Source organism: Streptomyces colwelliae (genome assembly GCF_048158785.1).
Taxonomy (GTDB): Bacteria; Actinomycetota; Actinomycetes; order Streptomycetales; family Streptomycetaceae; genus Streptomyces.
This window is the reverse complement of record NZ_JBLTJC010000844.1, coordinates 1-854: the sequence shown is the minus strand read 5'-3', so window position 1 is coordinate 854 and position 854 is coordinate 1. Positions and strand designations below refer to the sequence as shown.

Below are 854 nucleotides of genomic sequence, written 5' to 3'. Positions count from 1 at the left end.
GGGTGTCCTCGACGGGGCGCGGGTCGACGGACCCGGACGCCAACGCCGAGGTGCACAAGGCGGCGCGGCTGCTGCCCGACCGGATCGCCACACCCACCTCGTCGACCCGCCCCTCCGGCACGACGAGGAACCCGACGGTGAGCCCCGGCGCGACCCGCTTCGACAGCCCGTCCACGACGTGCACGAGACCGGGGGCGTGGGCGGCGAGCGGCGCGGGGGAGTCCGGATGGAGGAAGGACCAGATGCGGTCCTCGACGACGGGCAGCCCCAACTCCCGCACGACATCGGCGATTTCGATCCTCCGCTCCTCACTCGTCGTCACGGAGGTCGGGTTGTGGAGCGTCGGCTGGAGGTAGAGCGCGGAGAGGGGCGCGGTGCGATGCGCGGCACGGACCGACTCCGGGCGCAGTCCGTCCCCGTCCGCCTCCAACGCGACGAGCACGACCCCGAGCCGCCCCGCGATCTCCCTGACCAGCGGATACGTCAACGGCTCGACCCCGACCCGGCCGCCCGGCCGGACGAGGGAGGCGAGGGTGGCGGCGATGGCCTGACGGGCGTTGCCGCTGAAGAGGACGCGGTCGGGGGCGGGGCGCCAGGTGGGCGTGGCCAGCAGCTCCGCCACCGCCGCGCGGGCCGCCGCCGTGCCGGTGGCCGGGGCCGGGCGCAGGGCCTCGGTCAGGACGTCGGGGCGGAGGAGGGGCGCGAGAGCGGGGGCCAGCAGCTCCGACTGGCCGGGCGCGGAAGGGTAGTTGAGCTCCAGGTTCACCGGCGCGGTGGTCGCCGCCTCGACGATCGCCCGCCCGTACGGCCCCGCAGCCGCGGCCCGGACGAAGGTGCCCCGGCCGACCTCCCCC

1 protein-coding gene is annotated in these 854 nt (G+C 76.3%); it reads right to left on the bottom strand.

What is annotated here, in order from left to right:
* Window positions 1–854: aminotransferase class I/II-fold pyridoxal phosphate-dependent enzyme (locus tag ACNFOC_RS54740; RefSeq protein ID WP_416966363.1), on the bottom strand; the 854-nt coding region annotated here is incomplete at both ends.